Origin of the sequence: Sphingomonas sorbitolis (genome assembly GCF_036663875.1) — a bacterium.
In the GTDB taxonomy this organism is placed as follows: Bacteria; Pseudomonadota; Alphaproteobacteria; order Sphingomonadales; family Sphingomonadaceae; genus Sphingomonas.
In genome coordinates this window covers 92478-112932 of record NZ_JAXOJS010000002.1, presented here as the reverse complement: position 1 = coordinate 112932, position 20455 = coordinate 92478, and the positions used below count along the sequence as shown (strand labels likewise).

The 20455-nt window shown below is 66.2% G+C and carries 19 protein-coding genes; 3 read left to right on the top strand and 16 right to left on the bottom strand.

The window, feature by feature from the left end:
• The first annotated feature begins 15 nt into the window (after nucleotides 1-15).
• Nucleotides 16-447 (top strand): response regulator, encoded by a 432-nt coding sequence (locus tag U1763_RS05720; RefSeq protein WP_332754960.1) that lies wholly within the window; start codon nucleotides 16-18, stop codon nucleotides 445-447.
• An 88-nt stretch (nucleotides 448-535) separates the two neighbouring features.
• Entirely contained in the window at nucleotides 536-1867 is a 1332-nt protein-coding gene (locus U1763_RS05715) for an AmpG family muropeptide MFS transporter (protein WP_332754495.1), read from the top strand.
• 2 nt (nucleotides 1868-1869) lie between these two features.
• Here U1763_RS05715 and U1763_RS05710 read toward each other — a convergent pair whose 3' ends face one another.
• The 12 genes from U1763_RS05710 to U1763_RS05655 form a co-directional block, all read right to left on the bottom strand.
• Nucleotides 1870-2346: a DUF6628 family protein gene (locus U1763_RS05710; RefSeq protein WP_332754494.1), complete on the bottom strand. Its 477-nt coding sequence runs from the start codon at nucleotides 2344-2346 to the stop codon at nucleotides 1870-1872.
• 68 nt (nucleotides 2347-2414) lie between these two features.
• Nucleotides 2415-3734 carry a bifunctional folylpolyglutamate synthase/dihydrofolate synthase gene (locus U1763_RS05705; protein ID WP_332754493.1) on the bottom strand — a complete coding sequence of 440 codons (1320 nt, stop codon included), beginning with the start codon at nucleotides 3732-3734 and terminating at the stop codon, nucleotides 2415-2417.
• A 106-nt stretch (nucleotides 3735-3840) separates the two neighbouring features.
• Nucleotides 3841-4692 (bottom strand): acetyl-CoA carboxylase, carboxyltransferase subunit beta, encoded by an 852-nt coding sequence (gene accD / locus U1763_RS05700; protein WP_332754492.1) that lies wholly within the window; start codon nucleotides 4690-4692, stop codon nucleotides 3841-3843.
• Nucleotides 4689-5501, bottom strand: a complete 813-nt coding sequence (gene trpA / locus U1763_RS05695) for a tryptophan synthase subunit alpha (protein WP_332754491.1) — start codon at nucleotides 5499-5501, stop codon at nucleotides 4689-4691. Before trpA ends, accD begins: the two co-directional genes overlap by 4 nt.
• A 202-nt stretch (nucleotides 5502-5703) precedes the next feature.
• Nucleotides 5704-6945: a tryptophan synthase subunit beta gene (gene trpB, locus U1763_RS05690; RefSeq protein ID WP_332754490.1), complete on the bottom strand. Its 1242-nt coding sequence runs from the start codon at nucleotides 6943-6945 to the stop codon at nucleotides 5704-5706.
• A 161-nt stretch (nucleotides 6946-7106) separates the two neighbouring features.
• Complete coding sequence (locus U1763_RS05685) at nucleotides 7107-7742, bottom strand: phosphoribosylanthranilate isomerase (RefSeq protein WP_332754489.1); 636 nt, start codon at nucleotides 7740-7742, stop codon at nucleotides 7107-7109.
• Between the two features lie 37 nt (nucleotides 7743-7779).
• Nucleotides 7780-8454, bottom strand: a complete 675-nt coding sequence (gene pyrF, locus U1763_RS05680; protein ID WP_332754488.1) for an orotidine-5'-phosphate decarboxylase — start codon at nucleotides 8452-8454, stop codon at nucleotides 7780-7782.
• On the bottom strand, nucleotides 8454-8798 hold the full coding sequence (locus tag U1763_RS05675; protein ID WP_132898048.1) for a DUF1049 domain-containing protein: 345 nt from the start codon (nucleotides 8796-8798) through the stop codon (nucleotides 8454-8456). Before U1763_RS05675 ends, pyrF begins: the two co-directional genes overlap by 1 nt.
• 80 nt (nucleotides 8799-8878) lie before the next feature.
• Entirely contained in the window at nucleotides 8879-11167 is a 2289-nt protein-coding gene (locus U1763_RS05670; RefSeq protein ID WP_332754487.1) for a patatin-like protein, read from the bottom strand.
• 19 nt (nucleotides 11168-11186) lie between these two features.
• On the bottom strand, nucleotides 11187-11894 hold the full coding sequence (locus U1763_RS05665) for an endonuclease/exonuclease/phosphatase family protein (protein ID WP_332754486.1): 708 nt from the start codon (nucleotides 11892-11894) through the stop codon (nucleotides 11187-11189).
• Between the two features lie 145 nt (nucleotides 11895-12039).
• The gene (locus U1763_RS05660; protein WP_332754485.1) at nucleotides 12040-12483 is read right to left on the bottom strand and encodes a hypothetical protein; all 444 of its coding nucleotides are present in this window, start codon (nucleotides 12481-12483) and stop codon (nucleotides 12040-12042) included.
• Between the two features lie 101 nt (nucleotides 12484-12584).
• Complete coding sequence (locus U1763_RS05655; RefSeq protein WP_332754484.1) at nucleotides 12585-12815, bottom strand: hypothetical protein; 231 nt, start codon at nucleotides 12813-12815, stop codon at nucleotides 12585-12587.
• A gap of 375 nt (nucleotides 12816-13190) precedes the next feature.
• Between U1763_RS05655 and U1763_RS05650 the strand changes: the two genes are divergently transcribed.
• Nucleotides 13191-13841 (top strand): prolyl hydroxylase family protein, encoded by a 651-nt coding sequence (locus U1763_RS05650; protein ID WP_332754483.1) that lies wholly within the window; start codon nucleotides 13191-13193, stop codon nucleotides 13839-13841.
• Between the two features lie 62 nt (nucleotides 13842-13903).
• Here U1763_RS05650 and U1763_RS05645 read toward each other — a convergent pair whose 3' ends face one another.
• From U1763_RS05645 to U1763_RS05630, 4 genes are all read right to left on the bottom strand, one after another.
• A complete protein-coding gene (locus U1763_RS05645) occupies nucleotides 13904-14533 on the bottom strand; it encodes a L,D-transpeptidase (protein ID WP_332754482.1) in 630 nt (209 codons plus the stop codon).
• A gap of 46 nt (nucleotides 14534-14579) precedes the next feature.
• Nucleotides 14580-17261 carry a two-partner secretion domain-containing protein gene (locus U1763_RS05640; RefSeq protein WP_332754481.1) on the bottom strand — a complete coding sequence of 894 codons (2682 nt, stop codon included), beginning with the start codon at nucleotides 17259-17261 and terminating at the stop codon, nucleotides 14580-14582.
• 55 nt (nucleotides 17262-17316) lie between these two features.
• Nucleotides 17317-18999, bottom strand: a complete 1683-nt coding sequence (locus U1763_RS05635; protein ID WP_332754480.1) for a ShlB/FhaC/HecB family hemolysin secretion/activation protein — start codon at nucleotides 18997-18999, stop codon at nucleotides 17317-17319.
• Between the two features lie 536 nt (nucleotides 19000-19535).
• The gene (locus U1763_RS05630; RefSeq protein ID WP_332754479.1) at nucleotides 19536-20177 is read right to left on the bottom strand and encodes a Crp/Fnr family transcriptional regulator; all 642 of its coding nucleotides are present in this window, start codon (nucleotides 20175-20177) and stop codon (nucleotides 19536-19538) included.
• Nucleotides 20178-20455 lie beyond the last annotated feature (278 nt).

Here is a 20455-nt window from a genome sequence, read left to right as displayed (position 1 = left end):
GGGGGCCTTTCGGCAATGTTGTTCGGCAAGAAAAAGCGGCAGATCGTCCGGCTCCTCGTCGTCGAGGACGAACCGTTGGTAGCGTTCGATACCGAGTATTTCCTCGCCGAAGCGAATTTCACGATCGTCGCGACGATCGACCGGGTCGCGGATGCGCTACCGATCCTGGCGAGCGACGCGGTGATCGACCTAGTGCTGGTCGACGTGAACCTCGCAGACGGCTCCGGCATCGACGTCGCACGCGCGGCGCATGCCAGGGGCGTGCCGGTGATGTTCGTGACCGGTAGCTGCCCGGTCGAGGCGACGACGCTCGCCGCCGGCTGCATGGCCAAGCCCTACGCCCCGCGCGACCTGATCGCCGCGATCGAGGCGATCGAGGCGACGCGCGCCGGCAGCAAGCCCAAGCGCGTCCCGTACGGCTTCACGCTGTTCGAAGCGAAAGCCTGACGTTTCCCCCGCGCTCCATCGCCTGACGGGTAGCGCGGTTGCGATTTCCCGTTAGGGTCCCCCGCAAGCGAGTGGGAGCGTAAGTGCGATGGGCGGAACCGAAAAAAAGCGCTGGAGCGACGGGTTTCGACCGTATGTCGAGAAGGCCCCGCTCGCCGCGCTCGCGCTCGGCATATCGTCGGGCTTCCCCTATGCGATGATTGGCGCGACGCTGACCACCCGGTTGGCGGCGAGCGGCATCGATAAGAAGACGGTGACCGCGTTCAGTCTTGCGTTTCTCGTCTACAATTTGAAATTTTTGTGGGCGTGGGTCGTCGATGGCGTTCACCCGCCAGTGATCGGGCGGCTCGGCCAGCGTGTGTCCTGGCTGATCGTCACGGCTGCGCTGGTCGTCGCCGCGGTCGTCAATCTCGCGCTGATCGACCCGGCGGCGAGCATCGCCTCCACTGCAACCGCAGCGATTCTGGTCGGCGCTGCAGGCGCGACGTTCGACGTCGTGATCGACGCGTTCCGGATCGAGACGCTCGAACCGCGCCAGTTGGGCGTCGGATCGGGGATGAGCCAATATGGCTGGCGGATCGGCTCGGCAGGCTCGGGCGCGCTGGCGCTGGTGGTCGCCGAACGGGCCGGCTGGAACGCCGCCTATCTGGCGTGCGTGGTGTTCGCACTACCCGCGGTGCTGGCAGGCTTGGCGCTGGGCGAGCCCGAACGCCGCCGTCCGCCGATCGAACGCCGCGGTCTCGCCGAGGGGTTCCGCGCCATCTGGGGGCCGTTCGTCCAGTTCTTCTCGCGCGAGGGGGCGCTCATCGTCCTTGCCTTCATCCTGATCTTCAAGGTCGGCGACACGCTCGCCAATTTGACGTTGCGGCTGCTGTTCGACGACCTCGGCTTCACCGGCGACGAGATCGCGTTCTACGATGTCGGGATCGGCTTCATCGCGTATCTCGTCGGCATCTTTATCGGCGGCATCCTGTACGCGCGGATGGGGATGAAGCGATCGGTGCTGTTGTCGCTCGTGCTGATGGCCGTCTCGAACCTGTCGTTCGCGGCGCTGGCGGCGGCCGGGCATTCGAACTTCGGCATGGCGGCGGCGATCGGCTTCGAGAACGCGTCGAGCGGGTTTGGCGGCGTCGTCGTGATCGCCTATTTCTCCGCGCTGTGCGATCTGCGCTTCACCGCCGCGCAGTTCGCGCTGATCTCGGCAGCGGCAAGCATCGTCGGACGGATCGTCACCGGCACGACCGCCGGCGCCCTGATCGAGGCGTTCGGCTATGTCGATTTCTACCTGCTGACGACCGTGCTCGCGGTACCAGGAATCGTGTTGTTCTGGTGGATGAGCCGGTCGGGGATGATCGACCGCTCGATCGGCAGCGCCGGCGTCGAGGGAGAGGGCGACGCGCGGGCTGGCGAGTCCGTCTAGCCTTACATCGTGACCGGTCGCCCCTCGTCGGCGAACGCGGCGGCGACGGCTGCGGCGCTGGCCAGGACGCCGTCGACGCGGCGGACGCCAAGGAGATCGGTCATCAGATAGCGGGCTGTCTCGGGCGCGGTCTCGACCCGCGCGAGGATCGACAGCATCGCCGACTCGGCCGGGGTCATCCGCGCGCAGCAGCATGGCGCGATCGCGATCGTTCCCGCCGACGTGCCCGCCAGGTCGGCCATCAGCGCGCGCAATAGTACCAGCGGACGACGAAAACTCTGCCCGAAAGCGGTGAACATCGTGTGCGCGGCGCGGGCGTCGGCGAGGCCATGCGCACCCATCCGCCGCATTGCGAACAAGGCGACTCGCGCATTTTCACAAGGCGGCAGTGGATGCGGCAGCAACGCCGTCGCGTTGGCGAGCAAATTGGTCGAGGCCGGCGTCGAACTGGGCGTCGAACTGGGGCGGGTATCAGTCATTCACGCGACTCCGTGGTGGTGTCCACAAACTCGCGCGTCCGTTATTGATAGTCAATAGCAATAAGAGGTCAGTCCGGCGGCTGGTCGTTCGCCGCGAGCACTTCACCGGCGAGGTAGAGCGAGCCGGCAATCAGGACGAGGTTGGATCGATCGCCACGGGCTGCGATCAGGTCGAGTGCGTCGGTTGGCGTCGACGCGGTTTCCGCGGTCTTGCCGAAACGTTCCGCGAGCACTGCAAGGGCCTCGGGTGCATGGTGCGCATGGCCGGGGACCGGGATCGCGACGACGTGGCCGACCGAGGGCGAGAGAATCCGCATCACCGCCTCGGCTTCCTTGTTGGCGAGCATGCCGAGGACCAGCGTGACGGGCCGGCCCTTGGCCAGCGTTCGCAGCGCCCGCGCGACCGGTTGCGCGGCGTTGGGGTTGTGCGCGCCGTCGAGCCAAAGTTCGCTGCCGGTCGGGAGTCGCGCGAGCAGGGGGCCGTCGGACAGACGCTGCATCCGCGCGGGCCAGTGCGCCCAATCGGCGGCGGCGCGCATCGCGGCTTCGGGAACATGCAGCGCGCCCTGATGGCGGAGCATCGCGATCGCGAGCGCGAGGTTGCGGGACTGGTGCGCGCCGACGAGGCGGGGGCGATTGGTGACGACCGAAAAGCCGGTATCCTCGTAGCGGACGGTCGAGCGTGCGGTCTCGCTCGTCCAGGCCGTGCCGCGCGCGTGGACGTGGGCACCCGCGGCGGCGGCTACCGCGGCGATCTTTGCGCGGAGGGCCTTGGGATAGTCCATCGTCACCAGCGGCACGCCGGACTTGGCGATGCCCGCTTTCTCGCCGGCGATTTCCAGCAGCGTGTCGCCGAGAAACGCCTGGTGATCGATGCCGAGCGCGGCGATGCCGGTGACGACCGGGTTCGGGATGACGTTGGTCGCATCGAGTCTGCCGCCAAGGCCGACCTCGACGATGGTCGCAGCCGCTGGCGTGCGGGCGAAGGCGAGGAAGGCAGCGGCGGTGGTGACTTCGAAGAAGCTGGCTTGCAGGTCGGCGGCTTGGTCGAGCACTTCCGACAGCAAGGCGGCGAGCAGGTCGTCTTCGATCAGTTGCCCGGCGAGGCGGATGCGTTCGTTGAAGCGGACGAGGTGCGGCGAGGAATAGACGTGCACGCTGTGGCCGGCGGCCTCGATCGCGGCGCGGAGGAAGGCGCAGGTCGAGCCCTTGCCGTTGGTGCCGGCGACGTGGAACACCGGGGGGAGATCGAGGTGCGGGTCACCGAGGCGGCTGAGGAGCGCGGTGATGCGCTCGAGGCCGAGGATGTCGGCGCCGGGCGACAGCGCGGTCAGCCGGTCGAGCTGCGCCTGTACCGCGGGCGAGGAAGAAACGGCGTGGTCTGGCATTAGCTCCCCTTCCGCTTGCGGGAGGGGTTGGGGGAGGGGCTTGGGCTTGGCGATCCGTGCATCATTCCCTCCCCCGACCCCTCCCGCAAGCGGGAGGGGAGACGCCTTACGCTGCTTCGCGCGCGCCCAGATACCCGATGACCGTGCCGAGCTGTTCGCGCAGGTCCTTGCGGTGGACGACCATGTCGATCATCCCGTGCTCGAGATAATATTCCGACGTCTGGAAGTCCTCGGGCAGCTTCTCGCGGATCGTGCTCTCGATCACGCGCCGGCCGGTGAAGGCGAGCGTCGCCTTGGGCTCGGCGATCTGCACGTCGCCGAGCATCGCATAGGCTGCCATCACGCCGCCCGAGGTCGGGTCGGTCAGCACGACGATGTACGGCAGACCGGCATCGTGCAGCATCTGGATCGCGACGGTGCTGCGCGGCATCTGCATCAGGCTGAGGATGCCCTCCTGCATGCGCGCGCCGCCGCTTGCGGTGAAGATCACGTAGGGTACGCGGTCCTCGATCGCCGCCTCGACGCCGCGCACGAAGGCTTCGCCGACCGCGAGTCCCATCGAGCCGCCCATGAAGCCGAAATCCTGCACACCTACGACCACACGGTGGCCGGCGATCGCGCCGCGCGCGTTGATCAGCGCGTCCTGTTCGCTGTTGTCGGTCCGTGCGGCCTTGAGGCGATCGGTGTACCGCTTCTGGTCGCGGAACTTGAGCGGATCCTCGGGGACTTTCGGTGCCGGGAGTTCGCTGCAGCTGCCTTCGTCGAACAGTTGCGCAAAGCGGATCTTCGGCCCGATGCGGTCGTGGTGATCGCATTTCGGGCAGACGTACAGATTGTCCTCGAGCTCCTTGGTGAAGACCATCTGCCCGCAGCCCTTGCACTTGTGCCAGAGATTCTCGGGCGTCTCGCGCTTTGCGACGAAGGGCAGGACGTTGCGGACGCTGTTGAGCCAGCTCATGCGGGAACCTTCCGTGCGGACGCGACGGCGTCGGCGAGAGATTTGATATAGGCGCGGACCGGTTCGGCCGCAGCGGCGCCGTGCTGCGCGACCAGTTCGACGATCGCCGAGCCGACGACGACGCCATCGGCGACGCGCGCGACGTTGGCCGCCTGTTCGGGGGTGCGGATGCCGAAGCCGACTGCGATCGGGATGTCGGTCTGTGCTTTGAGGCGGGCGACGGCGTCCTCGATCGAGGATTGCTGCGCCTGCTGGAGCCCGGTGATTCCGGCGACGGACACGTAATAGAGGAAGCCGCTCGCGCCATCGAGCACGGTCGGCAGGCGGGCGGCGTCGGTGGTGGGCGTGGCGAGCCGGATCAGGTCGATCCCCGCGGCGCGCAGCTGCGGGCCCAGCGCGTCGTCTTCCTCGGGCGGCACGTCGACGCAGATCACGCCGTCGACGCCGGCCTTCGCGGCCGCCTCGGCGAACCAGTCCGCGCCGCGCCGGAGCATCGGGTTACCGTAGCCCATCAGGACGAGTGGCACGTCCGGGTTGCGCGCGCGGAAGGCGGTGGCGGTCGCGAGGATATCCGCGGTGCGCGTGCCCTGCGCGAGGCTGCGGATGTTCGCGGCCTGGATCGCGGGGCCGTCGGCCATCGGATCGGTGAACGGCATGCCGAGCTCGATCGCGTCCGCGCCGCCTGCGACAAGCGCGTCGAGGATCGGGCCGGTGGCCTCGGTGGTCGGATCACCCGCGGTAACGAACGCGACAAGCGCGGCGCGACCGGCGGCGGCGGTGCGTGCGAAGGTGGCGGCGAGGCGGCTCACTTGCCCCCCTCCGCACCAACGCTCGTCGCTCGACTACCGCCCCGAGCGACGCCAAAACCCGTCACCCCAGCGAAAGCTGGGGTATCCCGATTGGCGGCCACGGCGCCCGCCCCATGGATACCCCAGCTTTCGCTGGGGTGACGGATAAAGGCTGCGGGGAGCGTTGACCGAAGTGCGGCGAGGGTGCTTGTGGCGCCACCAATCATATCGCCACTCCGAGCGCTTCGGCGACGGTGAAGATGTCCTTATCGCCGCGGCCGCACAGGTTGGCCAGGATGATCTGGTCCTGCCGCATTTCGCGCGCCTTCTTCGTTACCGTCGCGATCGCGTGCGATGGCTCCAGCGCGGGAATGATGCCTTCGGTCCGGCACAGCAGCTGGAACGCGTCGAGCGCCTCGGTATCGGTCGCGCTGTCATACTGAACGCGGCCGATATCGCGCAGCCAGGCATGCTCCGGCCCGATGCCGGGATAATCGAGACCCGCCGAGATCGAGTGCGCCTCGGTGATCTGGCCGTCTTCGTCCTGCAACAGGTACGTCTTGTTGCCGTGGAGCACGCCCGGGAATCCACCCGCGAGGCTCGCCGCATGTTCCTTGTCGAGGCCGTGGCCCGCCGCCTCGACGCCGAGCATCTGCACGTCGGCATCGTCGAGGAACGGATGGAACAGCCCGATCGCGTTCGAGCCACCACCGATCGCCGCGACCAGCATGTCGGGCAGGCGACCGACGCGCGACAGCATCTGCGCGCGCGCCTCGGTACCGATCACGCTCTGGAAATCGCGGACCATCTCGGGATACGGATGCGGGCCGGCGGCGGTGCCGATGATGTAGAAGGTGTCGTGGACGTTCGCGACCCAGTCGCGCATGCCCTCGTTCATCGCGTCCTTCAGCGTGTGTGCGCCACTTGTGACCGGGCGGACTTCGGCGCCGAGCAGCTTCATGCGGAACACGTTGGGCGCCTGCCGCTCGACGTCCTTGGCGCCCATGTAGATCACGCAGGGCAGGCCGAAGCGCGCGCAGACCGTGGCGGTGGCGACGCCGTGCTGGCCAGCACCAGTCTCGGCGATGATCCGCGTCTTGCCCATCCGCATCGCGAGCAGGATCTGGCCGATGCAGTTGTTGATCTTGTGCGCGCCGGTGTGATTGAGCTCGTCGCGCTTGAACCACACTTGGGCTCCCATGCCCTCGGGGGCGGACTCGCGGAGCGCCCCGGTCAGCCGTTCGGCGTAGTAGAGCGGGCTTGGGCGACCGACATAATGTTCGAGCAAATCGTCGAACTGCGCCTTGAAGGCGGGGTCGGCCTTGGCGGCGCGGTACGCCTCGTCGAGTTCGAGGACGAGCGGCATCAGCGTCTCGGCGACATAGCGGCCGCCGAAATCACCGAAATGGCCGCGCTCGTCGGGCTGGGCGCGGTAGGAGTTGGGAGCGAGGGTTGGAGCGTTCATGACTGGGCGTTTAGCACTTCGTAAATCGCTGTCACCCCTTCCGTTTCCGCTAAAGACCACCCCGGCGGAGGCCGGGGCCCAATTGGGAGCGGCTTTTGGCGAGTCGGATCCTCCGTTACCTCGACCTTTTCAATTGGGCCCCGGCCTTCGCCGCGGTGGTGCTACCGCGTGCCGACCGCGTTCAGGAATGCCGCGATCCTGGTTTCGTCTTTCATGCCGGGTTCGCTTTCGACCCCCGACGACACGTCGACCAGGTCCGCACCGGTCCGCCGGATCGCCTCCGCCGCATTCGCCGGATCGAGTCCCCCCGATAGCGCCCAGGGCAGGGGATGCCGGAACCCGTCGAGCAGGTCCCAGTCGAACCGCAAGCCCATCCCGCCCGGCAATGCGGCCGAGTCCGGGGTCTTGGCGTCATAGAGTATCCGGTCGGCGACTCCGGTAAAGCCGTGCGCAGCCTCCAGATCGCCGCGTGTGCGCACCGCTACCGCAACCCAGGTCTCGATCCCGAACTTCGCGCGGATCGCGGCGGCCCGCGCGGGCGTCACCTTGTGGAGTTGCAGCACGTCGAGCGCGGCCGATGCGACCGCCTGTTCGAGCATCTCGTCCTCGGGATCGACGAACACGCCGACCTTCGCGACGTGATCGGGTACGCGCGCCGCGAGTTCGGCGGCTTTCGCGAACGTCACGTGGCGTGGCGACGCGGGGAAGAACACGAACCCGACATGGCTCGCGCCGTGCTTGATCGCAGCGTCGAGCGTCGCGGGGTTGGAAAGGCCGCAGATCTTGGCGGTGGTCATGCTGGTTCCTAAAACCCTTCTCCCGATGGGAGAGGGATCAGAGCGTCGCGCCGATCGCGCGGGCGGCGGTGTCGGGGTCTTCTGCTTGCGTGATCGGACGGCCCACCACAAGGATCGAGGCGCCTGCGTCCATCGCCTGGCGCGGCGTGACGACGCGCTTCTGGTCGCCGATATGGCCGTCGGGCAGGCGGACACCGGGGACCACGAAGAACCCCTTGGGCCAGATTGCCTTCGCCGCAGCAACCTCCGCGCCTGAGCAGACGATGCCGTCGACACCGGATTCACTCGCAAGTTCGGTCAGGCGCGTGACCTGGTCGTGCGCGCTGCCGGTAATGCCGGTGGCGGCGAGATCGGCAGCGTCGAGGCTGGTGAGCATCGTCACCGCGATCACCTTCGTGCCGATCGGCGCGGCTGCCTTGGCGTCCTCGAGCATCGCCCGGCCGCCGCTCGCATGCACCGTCAGGATCGCGGGTTCGAGCGGGCCGAGCGCCTGCACCGCCTTGGCGACGGTGTTCGGAATATCGTGCAGCTTGAGATCGAGGAAGATCGGCAGGCCGAATTCCGCCATCGCATGCACGCCGGACTGGCCGTGCGCGGAGAAGAATTCGAGCCCGAGCTTGATCCCGCCGACATGATGGCGGACGCGCGCCGCGAGTGCCTTCGCGCGCGCCAGATCGGGCGTGTCGAGCGCGACGTAGATGCGGTTGCTCATTACGCGACGCCCGGCGGGACTGCGGTCGGCGCGCCGAGCGGCGCGATCGTTACCGGCGTTTCGGCGGGCACGAACGCCACCGGCTCGGGCCGCGGCGTGCGCAGTTCGAGCAGTTCGCGTTCGCAGGTCGACAGGCGCTGACGCAGGCGCCACCGGATCGCGTGATTGTAGATCATGGTCGGCACGAACCCGATCAGGAAGGTGACGAACAGCAGCAGCGGCAGGTTCACGTCCGCGATCAGCCCGCCCCAGAGCTGAATCTGGACGGCGTTCCAGTTGCTTATGGTGAACACCGCGGCGACGAACGCCAGCAGGCACCAGAACAGGATTTTCAGGAACTGCATGCGGCCACCTCTATGTCTTCGCCCGCAGCCGAAGCGGCGAGTGGCCCAGAGCTACCGCCAGATCGCGCGTTTGGCCAGCTTTAGCCGATTTCCGTCCGCAACTGCGCGATCAGCGGCAGGATCGCGGTCAGCCGCGGTTCCTCCTCGTCGAGGATCGCGAGAAACGCGGCGCGCTTGATCGCCGCGACCCGCCCGGGCTTCATCCGCACCGTCTGCGGCAAGGTCGAGACGGTGATATCGATCATCCGCTCCGACCCGTGCAGCCGGCCCCATAGATAGTCGTTCTCGCGGTAGGCACGACTGAAGAACGCGCCGAACGTGCCGAACTGGATCCCCTTCAACGTTGCCTCCGCGCCCCCGGAGCGGATCGCGGTCGCGTCGTCGGGCGCGATCCGGTCGACCTTGATCGGGTCGAACTCGTCGAGCCCCTCGCCCTGCAACAGCGGCAGCGTCGCGGTGTCGAAATACGGAAAACCCAGATAAGCGAGCAATAACGTCCGCCGCGCGGGCTTGGCGAGCGCGGCGAACGCCTCCGCCAGCCGCTGGTCGGTCTCCGCATCGAGCCGCTCCAGATCAAACGTCCGCCCGAGCGTCTCCAGCACCGCGGTCGCATCGCCCTTCATCGCGCGCACCGCATCGTGCATCGCGGCATGCATCTCGCCGCGCAATCGATCGAGATACGGCGACAACGATTCGTAGATCGCATCGCGCATCGGTGCGAGTTCGGGTTCGTCCGCGGCGGTCTCGACCTCCGACAGCCGCCGCGCCATCAGCCGGAGCCGACGGATGCGAAAGCCGATGTCGAAGGTCCGCAGGAACGCGATCGACGCGGGACTCGCGCCGTTCGCGAAGCCCGCGCCGAGCTGGTCCGCGCCCGTCGCTGCAACCTGCGCGACGATCGCGGCGCGGATCTGCGTCAGCCGCCGCGGACTATGATGGCGGCCCGCTTCATACAGCAGCCCGGCCAGCGCCTCGATCACCGCGCTGCGCTTCAGATGCCCATAGGCGACGAAGCCATAGCCCGAACTCGCCGCCGCCGCCTTCTGCGCGCGCCGCCGCCATGCGATCAGCCTCGGCGCGGTCGGTCGGTCGAGGAACAGCGTGTGGCCGAACAGTGATTCGACGTCCGCCTCGACCTCGGGCCGGATTGCGGTGACGATCCCGCGCATCCGGTCGATCCGTGCCGAGCGCTCGGCGATCGCCTCCAGATTGTCGCGGATCGGTTGCTGGCGCGGAATATCGCTGATCGCACCGATGATCGTCTGGAAGAAGCCGGGCGTGCCTTCGCCGCGATTGAGCCGCAGTTTGATGCCGGGGGAGGGGTCGATATAGATAAAGCGTCGGTCGATCTGGCGTCGTGCGGGGCGTTGCTTGAGCGCATCGAGCGCCGGACGGAACGGCGCATTGGCGAGCACCGATCCGTCGATCAGCACCGCACTCTCGGCTGCGTTGGCTGCGGTATGCCGTGGCAGCACGCGCGCGAGGAAGTTGCTGCGTTCCGGCCATGCGATCTTTCGCTGCTTCAGCACGCCGTCGAGTTCGGCGACCGTGAACGGCGGAAAAGCCCCTGGAAAGCTCGATGTCGCGCGCGCCGCGAAGGCCAGTTCCGCGCGCGGCGCAAGTGTCTCGGTCGCGCCGCCATGATCGGTAAAGTCGACCACCAGCCGGTGCTCGGTCTCGACCACTTCGGCGGGCGAGTTGAGCTGCAACCGCTCGGGATGCCCCGAAAAATCGGTAACCGTCACGAACAGGTCGAGCGGCTGGCCGGGTGGCAACAGCCGCGGCCCGCGCTCGCTCGCGCCCATCGCGTCGAACGCATCGAGCAGCAGGTTGGTGAAGGTCTTCCCCCCGAACGGCGGTTCGAACCAGCGCGAGCGGATGAAATGCGACAGCTTGGTCCGGACCTCCTCGCGGGTCGGCTCGTCGAGCGCCTCGACCTTGTCGGTGCTCCGTCCCGCCGCCATCCACGCGAGCGGCATCGCCCAAGCCTTCGAGAAGCGTGATTTCGGCGCCGCCTCGGTATCGATCAGCGCCTCGACATCGGCCGACGTCATCCACAGGTCGGTCAGCGGATCGAGGCTCTGTCCGGTCGCGATCGCCTGCGCGAGGAAGATGCCGTTGATCCCGCCCGCACTCGCGCCGGCGATAATGTCGGCGAGCACGCGCACCCGGATCGATGCGTGATCCTCGATCTCCTGGAGCAGCGCGTGATACACACCCTGGCTACCACCCTTCGGGGCCTCGCCGTCATGGAACGCCCGGCTCGCGCAGACCAGTCGCCAGATCTCCTTGGTGATGCCGTGCATGTAGACCGCCAGGCTGATCCCGCCATAGCAGACGAGCGCCAGTCGCAGTTCCTTCTCGCGCATTCTACATCCTCGGTATCGATTATGGAGCCGTTGCCCTGGGTTCGAGCATAGCCCAGATCGGCAGATGATCCGACGCTTTCCGCGCCGCCGGGCTGGCATGCACGCCGCAGTCGACGACGCTCAACTCGCGCGAGACCATGATCCGATCGAGCCGCGCGATCGCCCGCCGCGAATGGAAACTGGCCCCGGTCTCGGCAAACGCATAGTCGCGGCCGAAATCGCGCAGGCATCCGGCACCGGCGCTCCACTCGTTCAGATCACCCATCATCACCGTCGGATGCCGGTGCGCGCAGCTATCGACATGGTTCATGATCGCCGCCGCCTGCTTGCGCCGCCAAAGCCCCGACAGATCGAGATGCATCCCGAGCACACGGATCGTCCCGCCGGCGAGTTGCACGTCGGCCATCACCGCGCCGCGCGGCTCCAAAGCCGGCAGATGTAGCGGTTCGCTGGCAACGACGCGCGCCGATTTCCGGACAAGGATGACGTTGCCATGCCACCCCATGCTGAGCGCGCGGAGGCCAAAATCGACCGGTTTCCAGTCGCTGTGCTCCTCGAGCAGGTGATGCGGCAACACGCAGGCCTTCGCGCCGAAGCGGCGATCCGCCTCCTGCAGCGCGATCACGTCGGCGTCGATCTCGCGCAACACTTCGACCACGCGTTCGGGATTGCGCCGACGGTCGAGCCCGATGCCCTTATGGATATTGTAGCTGGCGACCTTGATCATGCGTGGGGTCTATAACGTCGCTTTGGCGATCCGGGTTGCGCAATGGTCACCGATTGGACTGCAAATCCCGTCGACCGTGCTGGACGCGGGTCGGACCCTATCGGGCCGCGCGGGAATACGCGGCGGGCGCCTGATGCGGCAATCGTCAGCGAGCATAGCATTTCTGCATGCCGATCAGTCGGCCGCGACCATCCATATGGGTCGCGTCGCCGGGAAAGGCGCGCATCGTCGCGCCCAGTTTGGCCAGTTCGTCCGGCGACAGCCAGCCCTGGATCCGGCCCTGCTGCACTGCCCAGCAATCGGCGGCGGCTTCGCCCGGACCAAAGATCTGGTGGGCACATTCGTGCGTGTACCAGAAGAGTTGCTGCGCACGCGGAAGGTTGAGAACGCGCGGGTGCAGGATGATCCGTCCCTTATAGGCGGCGGCAATGTCGTCGATCGGCTGGATCATCGTGTCGACCGGGCCACAGGTGGCGCGATAGCCCGCGAGCAACAACGCACCGGGCAGGATGAGACGCTGCGCGGGGGCGGGTTGCGGGACAAGCGCCAGCAACGACGCCGCAGCGCCTGCGAGAATGTTTTTGAACATGGGTATCCTGGCCCCGCGAAGCGCGAGGACGATAAAGAGTGGTGCGCGACGCGCGTTCGCGTTTCAGTCAGGGGAGAGGCGGATGTCGCCGGCCTGCGCGGCTACCCGAAATACAGGTAGATGATGCCGCCCCAGATCATCGCCGACGGCAATGCTGCGTAGCAAAGCCCTCTCATGACCGCGGTTTCCGGCAAGACTGTTCGCCGTCGTTTCGGGCGGACAGGCAAGACTTCTAAGGAAAACGCCGGGATAGTCGGAACCTGATCGGCCAAAGCATTGCCGAGCGGAGGCTTGCGTCCGAATGGGAACAGACTTTTCGTGAACGGCTTCATGCCCTGTCTCCGCCGATGTCGGTCAAATCGCGTCATCCGTGTCGTCGCCGGCAGCGACGCATGGGATGTTCCCGAACTCTTTGGCTTGGTGCGACTTAGCGCATCCATCGTGGCGGGGTGGTAGCGATAAATCGCCGAACCGAGCCGAACCTGTGTTGGTCGTACTTGATAAACGTATGTTAGCTGCTAAAGATGCATCAATTAAAATATAAACCTAGATTAAGAATCTTGATATCGGCCCAGTAAAGGGTGGATGATTAAAGCGATCAAAACATGTCTGAATTTTTAGATACTGGCGCTTGGCCAACAGATAACTCCCATAACACTTCGCTGATTTCCGCACCATTGTCAGCACTTGATCTACGCGATGGGCACATGGAAGCATTGGCCCGCTCCGATTCTGCGGCGCGTGTTCGGGAACGGATCGCGCATTATCCCGGTGCTGTCCGGATTCCGGCCAATGGCGTCGAACTCTACGTCGTCCGAAATTTCATCACGATCGAGGAATGTCAGGCACTGATTCGGCTTATCGATGCCGAGCGTGTACCGTCACCCGTCGTCTCCGACGATCCGGTGCCGTCGTATCGGACCAGCGAAACCTGTTATCTTTATCCCGGACCCGATGCGGTGACGGTGGTCGAGAATAGACTCGACGATGTCACCGGGATCGAGCCAATATTTGGCGAAGCCTTGCAGGGTCAGCGCTATGCGGTCGGACAAGAGTTCAAGCCGCATCACGACTTCTTCGATACTGGCCAGCATTACTGGCGGAACCAGGTGCCGATCGGCGGACAGCGGACATGGTCGGCAATGACGTTTCTCAACGAGCCGGCACTGGGCGGGCGGACGAACTTTCCGACCGCTGGCGTGGTGATCGCACCGAAGGCCGGCAATCTGGTGATCTGGAACAACATGGATGCGCTGGGCAGGCCGAATCCCGGATCGCTGCATCAGGGTATGCCGGTCGAGCAGGGCGTCAAATACGTGCTGACCAAATGGTATCGCGAGCGGCCCTGGTGCCAGTAACGTAGCGACCCGCTAGCGGGATCGTCGTGATCCTCTCCGACGTGGGGGAGGATCACGATGCGCTAGCCCGCCGCCGCGACCGGCACGGCGAAGACGCTGCGGAGCGGCCTGGTCTCGGGCAGGATGTAGACGATGCCGACGGTGCCGGTGAACAAGGGCTTGACCACGTCGTCGTAGAATTTGGCGGGTACGTTGACGCAGCCATACGAGATCCGGTTGTCGCTGGGTGTCGGCGATGCGAGTCGACCCGCACGGTTGTCGATCCGGCGGCCGACGATCACGCGGTGCATCGACAGCGCGGCGTCATAGTCGATCCACAGGATATCCTGCTCGAAATCGCGACCGAGCGATGCCTTGAACCGGCCCGCAGGGGTGGTGCGTTCGGCCGGCGTAATCGTCGCGAGCTTGCGCTGGCCGATGCCGGGTACGCTCGCATCGCCGCGTGCCATGCCGAGCAAGGCCGGCGCCGTGCCGCGCAATCCACCGGTGGCGTCGAACGCGAATACGACGGCGTTCACCTTGTCGATGACGATGAACGGCAAGCTCTGGTTGTCGTGCGATGCGGCGACCCAGTTCGCGGTGTCCCGCGCATCGTTCGACACCGTCTCGGTCCCGAACCGGGCGACGCTTTCGGCCGATACTGGTTGCGCCACACCCTGGGATGTCGCCGCAAGCCCCATGAGGCTTGCCATAAGCGTTACGCACCAGCCGCTCTGGAGAGCATCCCGACCGATCATCTTAATGACGCGCCTGCTTGCGCGGATAGTCGGGGACGGCCGGCGTATTCGGCGGGGTCGGTTGCACGAAGGGACGACCGGGGGTCGGCTGCACGGCCTGCGGCGTCACGGGGGTCTCGACGACGGGCAGCACGGTTTGCGGCGTGCCGGGGGTCTCGACGATGACCGTACCCGGACGGACGGGCGGCGGGAAGCTCACGCCACCCTCGACGACCTCGATCGGCGGCGGCGACGGCACGCGGACCATCACAGGCGGAACGTCCAGGATCGGGCGAGTCGCGGTCGGCAGGTTTGGCACCGGTGTCGGGGTGACCACGACTGGCGGGGTTGGCGTTGGGGTTGGGGTCGGGGTTGGTGACGGTGACGGCGCTGGAGCAGGCGCTGGAGCTGGCGCCGGCGCGGGTGCCGGAGCTGGAGCGGGCGCTGGTGCCGGGGCGGGCGCTGGAGCTGGAGCGGGCGCCGGCGCCGGTGCTGGAGCAGGCGCTGGTGCCGGAGCAGGCGCCGGTGCTGGAGCGGGCGCAGGTGCCGGAGCAGGCGCCGGTGCTGGAGCAGGTGCTGGAGCGGGCGCAGGTGCAGGAGCGGGCGCCGGTGCTGGAGCAGGCGCCGGTGCTGGAGCTGGAGCGGGCGCCGGTGCAGGAGCGGGCGCAGGTGCCGGAGCAGGCGCCGGTGCTGGAGCGGGCGCCGGTGCTGCAGCCGTAATCGTCCCGGTCGTCCGGAACCCGGCGACGCAGCACGAACTTGCCAGCGCATACTGATCCGCGTTGGCGCCGGTCAGCGTGTAACCGCTGAAGCTGACGCCGATGCCCGTGCCCTCGCCGGTGCTGTCGAACGTCGCGGTCGCATCGGTGCCGGCGACCAGCGAAACGCCGGTCGGCGTCCCCGAGGTGTCGGTCGTGTTGAACCCGCTCAGCACCGCCGCATTGGTGCCGTCGGCGACCTTCTGCGCGGTCGGGAACAGCAGCATCCGCTGGGTGATCGCCGCGCCCTCGGTCAGCACGAACTCGGTCGAGAAGTCGGTCGGCGTCGTATACGAGACCGGGTTGTAGTTGATCGACACCGGCGCCGCGGTGACGGTGGTCGGCGGCGACAGCGCGGAGAACACGATCGTGCCGCCGTTGACGCCCGGCCCGGTGCCGTCCGACCCAGCGATCAGCGTGAGGCCGACCGGCAGGCCCAGGCTCTGCGCAGGGATCGTCGTGCCGCGGGTCAGCGTGACCGCCGCGTCGATCATCACGTCATGGCCCGCGCACAGCGCGATGTTGCCGTCGGTCGTGGTGATCGCGTGGAACACCTGCACGTTGCGCCCGGCGTTCAGCAGGATGCTGCCGTTGGTCGTGGTCAGGTCCGCGTTGACGTTCACGTCGCGGCCGCAGCACGCGACGATGTTGCCGTTGGTCGCGGTGATCGGCGCGTTGATGTTGACGTCGCGAAACGCATTCATCGTCAGCGTCGTCGGCACACCCGATGCGGTCCACGCGACCGCATCGTTGACGAAGATGTCGCCATTGCCGGTGGTCGTGTCGCCCGCTGCGGGGATCGTGCTGATCGTGATGCTGGTCGTCACCAGCTGCGCCGACAGCGTCGCGCCCGAGATGTTGCCGCCTGCGCCGATCACGTAATCCTGCGGATCGATCAGCCATGTGCCGGTCATGCCGCCCGGTGCATAGGTCGAGACCTTGGCGCTGTCGGCCACGTTGACGGTGGCCGCCGACGTCTCGATGAAGCCACCATTGCCGCCGACCGGTGCGCTCGCGTCGAGCGTGCCGGCAAGGCTGACGGTGCCGGTCTTCATGTCGCCGAGCAGGAGAATGGTACCGCCGCGGTTCTGCAACGTGCGCGCCTCGACGACACCGGTGTTGTTGACCGCGGTATGGAGCAGGTCGCCCGCACCCTGCGCGGTCATCACGACCTTGCCGCCGTCGGCGCGGATAAGCCCGCCATTGCGGACCAGCGCGCCGACCGCGCCCTTGTCGACCGCGACGTTGAGTAGCCCGTCGCCTGCGACGTCGAGCGTGATCGCCTCGCCGCCCGCGAGCACGACGGTGCCGAAGTTCGCCTTGATCGTCCCGCCGTTACCGACGTTCGCGCCGAGCAGCGCGACATAGCCGTTCTTCGCGGTGATCGTGCCGTCGTTCTGGACGCTCGCGCCGCTTGTCCCCGCGAAACTGTTCTTGCCCGCGAGGAAATCGGAGTCGGAGATGTTCAGCGTCGACGCCACCAGCCCGCCGACGTTAACATTGGCGGTCTGGCCGAACAGGATGCCATTCGCGTTGACCAGGAACACCTTCCCGTTCGCCGACAGATTGCCGAGGATCACCGAAGGATCGGTGCCGAGCACGCGGTTCAGCGCGACCGAACTGCTGGTCGGCTGGTCGAAGACGACGCTCTTGCCCTTGCCGATCGAGAAGGACTGCCAGTTGATCGCCGTCCGGTCGCTGGTCTGCGTCACGGTCACCGACTTGCTGCCCGTCGCGATGCTCGCCTGGCCCGCGACGACTTCGCCGCCGGTCGGCAGCGTCTGCGCCTCGACCGGGCGCGCCGCCAACGTGCCGGCGAGGCTGAACCCGATCAGCCAGGCGAACCGCGCGAGCCCGGTCGTGCCGAACAGGCCGCCACGTCGTGTGCGCGTGACCGATGGGGCGGGGCGGCTGGTGTTTCTGAGCGAAGAGGGAATGGGCGTCATGGGCGGTATCCTTGGTGGCGGCGGATGGCCGCAAAATTCGGGGGTGCGTGCGCGGTCAGAAGGTCTTCGAAACCTGGAACCAGGCGCGGCCCGACTTGTCGGGGGCCGACGTCGCATCCGCGTCGCCGAGTTTGCGCGCATAGGTCGCCCTGGCGGCGATCCCGTACGGTCCCGCCCAGCTCAGCCCGGCGCCGTACGCGCTGCGCTTCGCGTGGTTCGACCCGTCGAAATACGGGTGCTTGACGTAATCGACCTCGCCGACGTCGACGAACCCGAACAGCTGGAGCGCACCCGGCACGACCTGCGGCAGTGCCAGCCGCGCCTCGGCGGTGGCCACATAGCCCTGGTCGCCGTAAGCCTCGCCCTCGGGATAGGCGCGGACAGCGTAGGCGCCGCCCAGTTCCATCCGCTCGGAGATGTCGAGGTTGCTGAACGCGATCTGCCCGCGGGCGGAGGCGAAGAACGACAGCGGCCCGGCGATCGTCTGCAACCGCGCGAAGCTGAACTGCAGCTTCCCATAGCTACCGTCGGTGCGCGCGGTCAGCGCATCGACCGAGCGCTCGTACGCGCCGCGAATGTCGAGATTGCCGACCGAATAGCTTAGCGAATACGCGCTCCAGCCGCCCCCGAGCAACGTGTCGTGCTCGTCACCGCTGAGCCCTGCAGTGATCACCTGCGCACGGCGATAGCTGGTAGTGTCGATGATCCCGATCTTGTCCTCGAACCATTTCGCGTCGCCGCCGATGGTCACGTACAGATTGTTGTCGCGCGAGCGGATCAGCGGATAGCTCGCATAGACGCTGGCCACGTCGGCATTGCCGCTGCCGTCGAGGCTGTCGAATTCCTTGCCGAGCGAGTATTCGAGATGCGCGAACGCGACGCCCAGCGTGACCTGCCCGATCGGCGCCTGGTAGGACGCGCGACCATAAGCGAGCCCGGAGAACGAGGTCAGCGCGCGCAGGCTCAGCACGTCGCCCGACCCGGTCGGGTTGTTCCAGTTGACCGAACCGCCGACACGGTAGGCGCCGGTGTAGCGGTTGCCGGCATTGTCGGCCTCGACGCTGCCGGTGATGCTCTGGCCGGGGGTGATGTCGACCAGCAGGTCCGACGTGCCGACCGCGGTGCCGGGGCTCAGCGTCGATTTCACGCGCACGCCGGGAAGGTCCGACAACATCAGCAGGCGCCGTTCGAGCGACGCGACCGCGACCGGATCGCTGACGTCGAGCCCGGTCAGGATACCGTTCGCGACGCTGTCAGCGAGCCGCGACTCGTTCTTGACGCCGACTGCGCCGAAGCGCCCTTCGATCACCGCGATAGTGACCGCGCCGCTCTGGACGTCCTGCTCGGGGAGATACGCGTTCGCGACGAAATAGCCGCGGCTGGTGTAATAGGCGGTGATCCGCGCGGCGAGCGTCTTCAGGTCGGACAGATCGAGCTCGCTGTTCGGCGTGAACTGCGACGCGGCGATCAGGTCGGCCTCGGGGAACAGCGTCGCACCGGTCACGCGGAGCGACCGGACGAGCGTCTTCGGGCCACCCGTGGCGGCAACGACGGTCGGCGTCTTGCGCTCGAAGCCGAAGTCAGGCGCCGGCGTCTCGTTCAGCGGAGTCGGCGGGATCTGCTGGAGCTGTCCACCGGCGCCGACGGGAACCTGCGCCTGCGCGGATTGTGCGGAAACCAGCAAGGCAGCCGGGCTCACAGCCGCAAGCGCGGCCGCCCATAGGGTCGACTTGTACATGAACACCTCGATCGTCACCGCGGATGGAAGGCACGGATCTCCCATCCGCAGCAGCGGGAGCCGTTCGAAGGGGGTAGAGCGCCCGAAGCGAGGACGAAGCCTTAGCGGATGGCAGCGGATCGATCTGCGTCGAACCTCGCTGCCATCAAAAACCAAATGGTCAGGGCATTGTATCCTAGGCGATCGACCGGTCGCGAGGATCGCACGGTATGATCGCTAAGTCTGCTTAACCTATGTAAGTCCGCCAAATAAAAATCAAGCTATAATCTTGATATGATAGTGTAAAACGTACAATTTGGGGCGATTTAGGCGGTTTGCCGATCGGTCTATCTGCGCAAGACTGTAATTAAGACCGTCTGTTAAGATTTGGATAACACTATTTCGCGTCCAAGCCGCGACGTGACTCAGGATCGAACGGGGGTTTCACTGGGCCGAATCTATCGATTCGTCAGATCACTGTAGTTCGATCGTCGAGAACGGCTGGAGCTGGAGCCTATGTTAGCGGAGCGGCGACCGCGGCGCCGACATCAGCCGGACTAGGCCGTTCGGTAGTTGGGAGCGGGCACTTGTCGGCCTGGATGCAGATAATCCGACGAGAAGCAGGCGACGTCGCGCAGCCCTTCCCAGTTCGAGAACACGACGTTGCGCCAGCTGCGCTCGATCAGACCGGCGGCGTGAAGCGTCTTCAGCATTCGGTTGACGTGAACCGCGGTCAGTCCCGTCGCCTGGCCGATCTGTTCTTGCGACATCGGCAACTCATAGCCGGCGGCGGTATCGCCCCGCCAGGCGTCGCAACGGACCGCAAATTCGCACAGAAAATGCGCGACGCGGCGCAAACCGTCTCTGGCGCCGATGTTGACGATCCATTCGCGGGCGATCGCATGGTTTATCGCCTGATGAATACCAAGCGCGTGGGCAACCGCCGGCCGGCTCGCGGAGAGTTGCTGCACCGCGGACAAAGGTATCATGGCGACGTCTACCGTCGTGAGCGCGCGCACGTTGTGATCGGTCGTCTGCAAGTATAAATGCTCGAGGCCGATAATATCACTGGGTATTGCGAGCGACACGATCTGGCAATTTCCCTCGCCATCGTCCTTTTGGCCGTAACAATAGCCATCCAATAGTACCGAAACGGTATCACACCGGTCACCCTGGCGTACGAGATATCCCGACGCCATGAATGTCTTTCGCGTAAAGGGCAGATTTAGCACGTGATTCCGGTCGTCTTCGGCGAGCGAGACCCCGAGCGAAAGCCCGTCGATAAACTTGGAGAGCGTCGTATCGATGTCGCGGTGTCTCTAAAAACCAGAGTATCTGTCTGACATCCGGTTCGACGGCGTCACACTTGGTATTGTTGGTCTTTAGCAGATGTGTGCGAGATCAAGGCGAACAATTATCAGTATCGGAAAGATTTTTTGTAAACTTATATTTGACCGTCAGTGCCAGAAATACTTGG

What these genes read in the sequence shown, in the direction of transcription:
- U1763_RS05720 (WP_332754960.1), top strand. Translation starts at nt 16, where the DNA reads ATGTTGTTCGGCAAGAAAAAGCGGCAGATCGTCCGGCTCCTCGTCGTC.
- U1763_RS05715 (WP_332754495.1), top strand. Translation starts at nt 536, where the DNA reads ATGGGCGGAACCGAAAAAAAGCGCTGGAGCGACGGGTTTCGACCGTAT.
- U1763_RS05710 (WP_332754494.1), bottom strand. Translation starts at nt 2,346, where the DNA reads ATGACTGATACCCGCCCCAGTTCGACGCCCAGTTCGACGCCGGCCTCG.
- U1763_RS05705 (WP_332754493.1), bottom strand. Translation starts at nt 3,734, where the DNA reads ATGCCAGACCACGCCGTTTCTTCCTCGCCCGCGGTACAGGCGCAGCTC.
- accD (WP_332754492.1), bottom strand. Translation starts at nt 4,692, where the DNA reads ATGAGCTGGCTCAACAGCGTCCGCAACGTCCTGCCCTTCGTCGCAAAG.
- trpB (WP_332754490.1), bottom strand. Translation starts at nt 6,945, where the DNA reads ATGAACGCTCCAACCCTCGCTCCCAACTCCTACCGCGCCCAGCCCGAC.
- U1763_RS05685 (WP_332754489.1), bottom strand. Translation starts at nt 7,742, where the DNA reads ATGACCACCGCCAAGATCTGCGGCCTTTCCAACCCCGCGACGCTCGAC.
- pyrF (WP_332754488.1), bottom strand. Translation starts at nt 8,454, where the DNA reads ATGAGCAACCGCATCTACGTCGCGCTCGACACGCCCGATCTGGCGCGC.
- U1763_RS05675 (WP_132898048.1), bottom strand. Translation starts at nt 8,798, where the DNA reads ATGCAGTTCCTGAAAATCCTGTTCTGGTGCCTGCTGGCGTTCGTCGCC.
- U1763_RS05670 (WP_332754487.1), bottom strand. Translation starts at nt 11,167, where the DNA reads ATGCGCGAGAAGGAACTGCGACTGGCGCTCGTCTGCTATGGCGGGATC.
- U1763_RS05665 (WP_332754486.1), bottom strand. Translation starts at nt 11,894, where the DNA reads ATGATCAAGGTCGCCAGCTACAATATCCATAAGGGCATCGGGCTCGAC.
- U1763_RS05660 (WP_332754485.1), bottom strand. Translation starts at nt 12,483, where the DNA reads ATGTTCAAAAACATTCTCGCAGGCGCTGCGGCGTCGTTGCTGGCGCTT.
- U1763_RS05655 (WP_332754484.1), bottom strand. Translation starts at nt 12,815, where the DNA reads ATGAAGCCGTTCACGAAAAGTCTGTTCCCATTCGGACGCAAGCCTCCG.
- U1763_RS05650 (WP_332754483.1), top strand. Translation starts at nt 13,191, where the DNA reads ATGGAAGCATTGGCCCGCTCCGATTCTGCGGCGCGTGTTCGGGAACGG.
- U1763_RS05645 (WP_332754482.1), bottom strand. Translation starts at nt 14,533, where the DNA reads ATGGCAAGCCTCATGGGGCTTGCGGCGACATCCCAGGGTGTGGCGCAA.
- U1763_RS05640 (WP_332754481.1), bottom strand. Translation starts at nt 17,261, where the DNA reads ATGACGCCCATTCCCTCTTCGCTCAGAAACACCAGCCGCCCCGCCCCA.
- U1763_RS05635 (WP_332754480.1), bottom strand. Translation starts at nt 18,999, where the DNA reads ATGTACAAGTCGACCCTATGGGCGGCCGCGCTTGCGGCTGTGAGCCCG.
- U1763_RS05630 (WP_332754479.1), bottom strand. Translation starts at nt 20,177, where the DNA reads ATGGCGTCGGGATATCTCGTACGCCAGGGTGACCGGTGTGATACCGTT.